The organism is Kitasatospora sp. NPDC057738 (assembly GCF_042798815.1).
Lineage (GTDB): Bacteria > Actinomycetota > Actinomycetes > Streptomycetales > Streptomycetaceae > Kitasatospora > Kitasatospora lactacystinica.
Genome location: NZ_JBHVJT010000001.1, coordinates 83,503 through 90,802, shown reverse-complemented (window position 1 = coordinate 90,802; position 7,300 = coordinate 83,503). Strand labels below are relative to the sequence as shown.

Genomic DNA, 7,300 nt, shown 5'->3' with positions numbered 1-7,300 from the left:
GGGGGGGGGGGGGGTGTTGGTTCGTTGTGGGGGGGGGGTTGGGGGGGGGGTGTGGTTTTTTGTGGGTTTTGGCTCCCCCCGCCCCCCCCCCCCCCGTGCCGCGGGCCGGGCTCAGCCCATGCTCTTCGCACCGTCCAGCGACTCCCGGATGATGTCGGCGTGACCGGCGTGCTGGGCGGTCTCGTTGGCGACGTGCAGCAGCACCCGGCGGGCCGACCACCGGGCGTCCCCCTCGAACCAGGGGGCCTTCGGCAGCGGCTGGGTGGCGTCCAGGTCGGGGAGGACCGCCACCAGCTCGTCGGTGCGGCCGGCCACCTCGGCGTAGTCCGCGAGGACGCCGGCCAGCGTCTCGCCGGGCAGCATCCGGAACTCGTCCGCGCGGCGGGCGAGGTCCTCCTCCGTCCACTTGGTGAAGTCGGGCATCGCGGACGGGCCCTGCACGATGAACTCCGCCCAGAGCCGCTCGACGCTGGTCACGTGCTTGATCAGGCCGCCCAGACAGAGCTCGCTCGCACAGGTCCGCAGGCCGGCCTGCTCGTCGGTGAGGTCGCGGGTGGTGAAGCGCAGGAAGTGCCGCTGCTGCTCCAGGGCCGCCAGGAGGTCGGCGCGCTCGCCGGTCAGGTTCTGGGCGGTGGTGGTCGTGGTCATCGTCAAGGCCTTTCGTTCGGGTCCTGCTCCCTCGGACAAGAACAACGCTACGGACCATTGCGGCCACTTCCTGTCCTGAATCCCGGGGAGAATCGACGCATGGCGAACACCAGCACCCGGACGCTTCGACTGCTCTCCCTGCTCCAGACCCACCGGTACTGGCCGGGTGACGAACTGGCCGTCCGGCTCGGCGTCTCCGTCCGCACCCTGCGCCGCGACATCGACCGGCTGCGCGAACTCGGCTACCCCGTCGAGGCGCAGCGCGGCGTCGACGGCGGCTACCAGCTGGCGGCGGGCGCGGCGCTGCCGCCGCTGGTGATCGACGACGAGGAGGCGGTGGCCCTCGCGGTCGGGCTGCAGGCGGCGGCCGAGAGCCCGGTGGAGGGGGTCGCCGAGGCCTCGGTGCGGGTGCTGGCGAAGGTCGTCCAGGTGATGCCCGCCCGGCTGCGACGGCGGGTGGAGGCGCTGCGCGCGGTGACCGTCCCGGTGGACTGGGGGACGCCGCCGGGCGCGGGCGTCGACCCGGACATCCTGACGGTGGTGGCGCTCGCCTGCCGGGACGACGAGCGGGTGCGGTTCTCCTACACGGCCGCCGACGGGCGCGGCACGCAACGGCACGTCGAACCGCACCGGCTGGTCTGCCTGAACCGCCGCTGGTACCTGGTCGCGTACGACCTCGACCGGGCCGACTGGCGCACCTTCCGCCTCGACCGGCTCACCGCCCCCTCCGGCAGCGGCGCCCGCTTCGCCCCGCGCACCCTCCCGGCCGCGGACGCGGCCGAGTTCGTCCGCGCGGGCCTCAACGGCATACCCAGGCCGCACGTGGTGGAGGCCCTGATCGAGTCGCCGGCGGAGCACGTCCGGGCCAGGGTCGGCCGCTGGGCCACCGTGGAACCCGTCACCCCGGACCGCTGCCGGCTGCGGATGACCGCCGACTCGCTCGACTGGCCCGCCATGGCCCTGGGCTCGCTCGGCGCCGAGTTCCGGGTGCTCGCCCCGGACGCGCTGCGGAGCCTGCTCGCCGAGTGGAGCGCCCGCTTCGCCCGCGGGTCGGTCGAGGGCGCGGAGTAGGGAGAAGCGGGAGCGGGACGTCGGGCACGTCGGCTCGTGGTGCGGCGTGGTGGGGGCGGGGGGAGTCGGTCAGGGGGCGATGGCGTCGAGGGTGGTGCGGAGGCGGGTGAGGGCGGTGGGGAGGACGGGGAGCGGAGGTGTGGCGAGGGCCAGGCGCAGGGCGTTGGGGTGGTGGGGAGTGGTGGCGAAGGCGTCGGCGGTGGAGACCAGGATGCCCTCGGCGGCCAGGGCGGCGGCCGCGTGGTCGGGGCGCTGATGGGCTTCGAGGGTGAGCCAGAGGATGTAGGAGGTGGGGTGCGCGGTGGTGGTCAGGCCGGCCAGGGCGGTGCGGGCGACGGCCTGGCGGGCGGCGGCGTCCGCGCGGCGTTCCCGTTCCAGGCGGGCGACCGTACCGTCGGCGAGCCAGCCGGTGGCGAGGGCGGTGATCAGGCCCGGGGCACCCCAGGCCGCCGTGCGCAGGGCGGTGGTGGCGGCCCGGAGCAGGTGGCCGGGCAGGACGGCGAAGCCGAACCGCAGGCCCGGTGCCACGCTCTTGGAGAGACCGGCCAGATAGCAGGTGCGCTCGGGGGCGAGGGCGTGCAGGGGTGGCGGCGGCGCGGCCTCCAGGAAGGCGTAGGTGCCGTCCTCGATCAGGGTGAAGCCGTGGTCGGCGGCGAGCCGGACGAGGCGCTCGCGCTGTTCCGGGCCGAGCACCCAGCCGAGCGGGTTGTGGACGGTCGGCTGGGTGTACACCGCCCGCACCGGCCGGGCGCGGCAGAGCCGGTCGAGCGCGTCGAGGTCCGGGCCCGCGGCGGTGACCGGGACGGGCGCCAGGTCCAGCCCGTGGGCGGTGGCGAGCAGCTTGATGCCCGGGTAGCCGAGGGCGTCCACGGCGAGGACGTCGCCGGGGCGGGTGAGCGTCCGCAGGACGCAGTCCAGGGCCTGCTGCGCCCCGCTGGTGAGCAGGACGTTCCCGGGTGCGGTGTCGATCCCGCGGTCCAGCAGATGGGTGGCCACCGCGGCCCGGTCGTGCCGGTGGCCGCCCGGCGGATGCTGGCGCAGCAGGGCTTCGGCGTCGCCGGAGGAGGCGAGCGCGCGCAGGGCCTGCCGCAGCCGGTCGCCCTGCCCGGGGGTGAGCGGCTGGTTGAAGGAGAGGTCGGCCACCCGGGGCACCGGGAGGGCGCGGGAGGGTTCGAGGCCGTCGTAGCCGGCGCGCAGCCGGACGAAGGTGCCGCGGCCCTGCTCGCCCACCACCAGTCCGGCGGCGGCCAGTTCGGCGTAGACCCGGGTGGCGGTGGCGAGGGCGATCCGCCGTTCGCGGGCGAGGGTGCGGTGGGTCGGCAACCGTGCGCCGGCCGGGAGCGCGCCGGAGCGGATGGCGGTCGCGTACTCGTCGACGATGGCCTTGTAGGAGGGCGGTCGCACGGGTCACCTGCCGTTCCCGGGAGTGGAGGCACGGGCGTGCACGGGTGCGCACGGGTGGGTGCCCGAGTGTATCCAGGACAATAAGTGGATTGTCCTGGCCGGGAGTTCCTAGCCTCGTCACATCCAGCAGCGAGGCCAGGAACGGAGCACGCGCCCATGACCATCCGCAGCGAGCGGGACCGGCACCTCGTCACCCTCACCATCGACCGGGAGGAGAAGCTCAACGCCCTCGACTACCCGACGATCGACGCGCTGCTCGCCGAACTCGACCGGATCGACGCCGACGACACCGTCCGCGCCGTGATCCTCACCGGCGCCGGCGAGCGGGCGTTCAGCGCGGGGGCCGACATCCCGTCCCTGGCGGCCAGCGTCGCCGGCGGGCCCGAGCGGGCGCTGCGCGAGTTCGTCCGGCGCGGGCACACCCTCACCCGGCGGATCGAGGAGTTCCCCAAGCCGGTCGTCGTGGCCGTCAACGGCCTGGCCTACGGCGGTGGTTGCGAGATCACCGAGGCGGCCCCGCTGGCCGTCGCGGCCGCGCACGCGAGCTTCGCCAAGCCCGAGATCTCGCTCGGCTTCCCGCCGCCCTTCGGCGGATCGCAGCGGCTGCCGCGGCACGTCGGCCGCAAGCGCGGCCTGGAGCTGATCCTCACCGGCGACCCGATCCCGGCCGCCCGCGCCGCCGAGATCGGCCTGGTCAACTCGGTCGTCCCGGCCGGTGAACTGATGGACACCGCACGGCACTTGGCCGAGCGGATCGTCCGGCACGCGCCGACCGCCGTGGCCGCCTGCCTGCGGGCCGTGACCCGGGGCATCAACCTGCCGATCGACGAGGGGCTCGCGGTGGAGGCGGCGGCCTTCGCGGCGACCGTGCCGACCGACGGCGTCCGGGACGGCATCCGGCGCTTCCTGGACCGCTCGTCCTCCGGCGCGGCCTCCTGAGGCGGGTGCGGGAAATCCGTTGTCCGGTGGCGGTCGAGGGCCGATCATGACGGAATGTCGGATCTCCTCGCCCGCGTGACCGCCTTCCGTGCCGCCTTCGCCCGCCGCCAGGCGCAGGAGGTCATCGAACTACCGGAGTTTCCCGGAGTGTTCGCTGTCCGGAACGCCGAGTACGGACGCTCCGAGGAGCACAACCAACTGATCGTCGAGGGGCCGGGAACCGACCCGGCGGCGCTGCCCGGGCTGGCCGCCCGGTGGCTGGGGCCGCACGACCGGTACCGCGTCACCGTGCTGGACCAGGAGTCGGGCGGGCGAGCGGCCCCGGTACTGGCGGCAGCGGGGTGGGAGCGGCAGGTCGAGGTGATCCTCACCCGCTCGACGGACGGCTGCACGCATCCCGAACCGGCCGCGCACCCCGTGGAGTTGGACGAGGTGCGGGAGGCGGTGCTGCGTCAGCAGCGGGAGTGGATCGAGGACGAGGAGCTCGCCCGGCAGCTCACCGACCGCCGCGCCGCCCGGCTGCGCGGTGCCGGGCGGGTGCACTTCCTGGCCGCGCGGACGCCGACCGGCGAGGTCGCGGCCTGGAGCGACCTCTATCTTGAACCGTCCGCCGGGCTCGCCCAGTTGGAGGACCTGGTGACCGGCTCGCGGCACCGCGGCGCGGGGCACGGCGACACCCTGCTGGCGACCGGCCTGGCGCTGGCGGCCGAAGCCGGCATCCCCCGGCTGTTCCTGCTCGCGGACGCGGTGGACTGGCCGCGCGCGTGGTACGGCCGCCGGGGTTTCGCGGAGATCGGGCGCGGCCACTCCTTCTACGGCCGCTGAGCCGCTGCGGCCACGGAGCTTCTACGGCCACGGAGCTTCTGCGGCCACGGAGTTTCGTGCGGCACTCGCCCGGCGCCCCGTACGGCGGCGCCGGGCATCATGGAGCCATGGACCGGTACGAGGACCTCCCCGGCGAGGTCAAGGTGATCGACACACCCACCCTCCTGAGGCTGCAGGAACGGGCGGAAGGGCTCGGCCTCTCCCAGCGGTTGGGCCGGGCGTGGGTGCGGGCCCATGCGGATCCGCAGGGACGGCACTGGCTGCGGCCGGCGCTGTGGCACGGGCTGACCCACCGGCCGGAGCTGCCGAGGCAGTTGCGCTGCGAGGCGGCGCTCGCCGTGCGGGGCGGGGACCGCGTGCGCAGCCTGCTGGACGTCCTGCCGGAAGACTTCGCCCCGCTGCGGACGGCGACCTCCCGGGACAGGGCGTGGATGCCGGACGGAGGCGTCCTGTCGGCAGGGGACTGGACCGCCCGGCAGGACGAGGGGTAGCGGCGGCCGGTCGCCGGGTCAGTCCCTCCCCGGTCCGACGGCCGGCGGGGTTCCGCGGCCGCAGTGGGCGGCGACGGTGTCCGCGAAGGCGCGGGCGAGCGGGCCGAGGTTCTCCCAGTCCCGGACGGCCCAGCCCGCGGTGAGGGCGGGCAGGTCGGGCAGCGGGAGCAGCCGCAGGCCGGGGTGGCCGGGACCCTGCCACTGCGGGAGCGCGGGGACGACGGCGTGGCCGAGGCCGAGTTCGGCGAGCAGGATCGCGGTGTCCCAGTCCGCGACGCTGGTGTCGAAGACCGGCCGGACACCCGACTTGCCGAGCCAGGCCTCGACCTGGGAGCGGGAGACGGAGTTCTGCGGCAGCCCGATCAGCCGGGTGTCCTGGAGGTCGGCGGGCGAGATCCGGGCCCGGCCGGCGAGCGGGTCGCCCGCCGCGACCGCGAGCACCCAGGGCAGGTCGACCACCGGCCGCTGGTCGATGCCCCGGGCCGGGACGCCGAGGGTGATCCAGGCGAGGTCGGCCCGGCCGGCGTTGAGCGACTCCAGGCAGCTGCGACTGGAGACCTCCGTCTGGAACTCCAGACTGACCTGGGGAAAGCGCCGCCGGAAGTCCACCACGGCCGCGGACATGAAGTGCCGGATGCTGGTGGCCCCGGTGGTGATCCGTACGGATCCGCCCTCGCCGCGCGCGAGTTCGGCGATCCGGTGCAGCGCCTGGTCGATGCTGCCGAGCCCGGTGCCGACCGCCGCGCGCAGCAGGCTCCCCGCCCTGGTCGGGACGACCCCGCGCGGGTGGCGCTCGATCAGGGCGAGGCCGACCTCCCGTTCGAGCCGCTTCACGTGCTGGCTGACGGCGGACTGGGTGCGGTTCAGGTCGCGGGCGACGGCGCTGAGCGAGCCGGCCCGGCAGACCGCGGCGAAGACGCGGAGGTCGTCGATGGTCACGGGGACCCAAGGTATCGCTTGGGGGTGCCCCAGTAAATCGGCGGATTGACTTGGATGTTCCGCGGGATCGATCATCGATCCAGGGCCCAGGGCGGCAACCCGCCCGCTGTCCTCGCCGGCGTTCCGGACGCCGTGGCGGGGGCACGGGCGGGTGTCGACCCGCATCCGCGCAAGGCGATGTGCGCGCCGGTGTGCACATCGATGGTCAGGTTGCCGTTCATGGTGATGCGCACGGTCACGGTGCGCGCGTTCACGATGTGCGCGGTGACGTACGACGGGAGGGGGAACGGGCATGCGGTACGCCGATGGTCCGGGTACGCGGTGCGAGGTGTTCGTCGGGGCGCCGGTGGAGCGGGTGTGGGAGCTGGTGACGGACATCGGCCTGCCCGCCCGGCTCAGTCCGGAACTCCACCGCGTCGCCTGGCTGGACGGAGCGGACGGCCCTGCGCCGGGCGCCCGCTTCGAGGGGCACAACACCCGTGCGGGCATGCCCGACTGGCGGACGGTCTCCGAGGTGACGGAGCTGACCGGGCCGGCCGGCGGAACGGGGCCGGCCGGGCCCGACGGCCGCCGGGTCTTCGCCTGGGGGGTGATGGACGCGGACGGCCGCTACGGGGAGCCGGTGTCCGACCTCGGCGGGGCACTGGCCCGGTGGCGCTTCGAGTTGACCCCCGAGGGCGACGGCACCCGGCTGCGCCAGTCGGTGGTGATCGGCCCCGGCCGCAGTGGCGCCAGCCTGGTCATCGACGCCAAGCCGGAACTGGAGGAGAAGATCGTCGACTTCCGGCTGAACGAGCTGCGCACCGGCATGACGGCCACCCTCGAAGGCATCAAGGCGCTGGCCGAGCAGGGGGACCGGGGCCGGCCCCCCCAGAGGGACCGGGCCCTGTCCCAACACTGGTCCCCACACCCCCGGGCGGGAAAAGCCCACCCAAACAGGGGAAAGGAACAGTGGCCGGGCTAGGCCACCGGTTATGTTCTAC

At 74.8% G+C, this 7,300-nt stretch carries 9 protein-coding genes; 5 read left to right on the top strand and 4 right to left on the bottom strand.

Annotated elements, in window-relative coordinates; all coding sequences use genetic code 11:
* Positions 1–111: 111 nt before the first annotated feature.
* On the bottom strand, positions 112–648 hold the full coding sequence (locus ACFVGO_RS00340) for a DinB family protein (RefSeq protein WP_380630432.1): 537 nt from the start codon (positions 646–648) through the stop codon (positions 112–114).
* Between the two features lie 99 nt (positions 649–747).
* Here ACFVGO_RS00340 and ACFVGO_RS00335 point away from each other — a divergent pair, with 99 nt between their 5' ends.
* The gene (locus tag ACFVGO_RS00335) at positions 748–1,719 is read left to right on the top strand and encodes a helix-turn-helix transcriptional regulator (RefSeq protein WP_380630431.1); all 972 of its coding nucleotides are present in this window, start codon (positions 748–750) and stop codon (positions 1,717–1,719) included.
* A 69-nt stretch (positions 1,720–1,788) separates the two neighbouring features.
* Here ACFVGO_RS00335 and ACFVGO_RS00330 read toward each other — a convergent pair whose 3' ends face one another.
* Complete coding sequence (locus tag ACFVGO_RS00330; RefSeq protein ID WP_380630430.1) at positions 1,789–3,123, bottom strand: PLP-dependent aminotransferase family protein; 1,335 nt, start codon at positions 3,121–3,123, stop codon at positions 1,789–1,791.
* Between the two features lie 156 nt (positions 3,124–3,279).
* Here ACFVGO_RS00330 and ACFVGO_RS00325 point away from each other — a divergent pair, with 156 nt between their 5' ends.
* The 3 genes from ACFVGO_RS00325 (at position 3,280) to ACFVGO_RS00315 (ending at position 5,378) form a co-directional block, all read left to right on the top strand.
* A complete protein-coding gene (locus ACFVGO_RS00325; RefSeq protein ID WP_359898474.1) occupies positions 3,280–4,062 on the top strand; it encodes a crotonase/enoyl-CoA hydratase family protein in 783 nt (260 codons plus the stop codon).
* A 54-nt stretch (positions 4,063–4,116) separates the two neighbouring features.
* Complete coding sequence (locus ACFVGO_RS00320) at positions 4,117–4,887, top strand: GNAT family N-acetyltransferase (RefSeq protein WP_380630429.1); 771 nt, start codon at positions 4,117–4,119, stop codon at positions 4,885–4,887.
* Positions 4,888–4,994: 107 nt separating this feature from the next.
* A complete protein-coding gene (locus ACFVGO_RS00315; protein ID WP_380630428.1) occupies positions 4,995–5,378 on the top strand; it encodes a hypothetical protein in 384 nt (127 codons plus the stop codon).
* 18 nt (positions 5,379–5,396) lie between these two features.
* Here the strand turns inward: ACFVGO_RS00315 and ACFVGO_RS00310 are convergent, their stop codons facing one another.
* Positions 5,397–6,317, bottom strand: a complete 921-nt coding sequence (locus ACFVGO_RS00310; protein ID WP_359898477.1) for a LysR family transcriptional regulator — start codon at positions 6,315–6,317, stop codon at positions 5,397–5,399.
* Between the two features lie 71 nt (positions 6,318–6,388).
* Entirely contained in the window at positions 6,389–6,571 is a 183-nt protein-coding gene (locus ACFVGO_RS00305; RefSeq protein WP_359898478.1) for a hypothetical protein, read from the bottom strand.
* Between the two features lie 38 nt (positions 6,572–6,609).
* Here ACFVGO_RS00305 and ACFVGO_RS00300 point away from each other — a divergent pair, with 38 nt between their 5' ends.
* A complete protein-coding gene (locus tag ACFVGO_RS00300) occupies positions 6,610–7,281 on the top strand; it encodes an SRPBCC family protein (protein ID WP_380630427.1) in 672 nt (223 codons plus the stop codon).
* Positions 7,282–7,300: the final 19 nt, after the last annotated feature.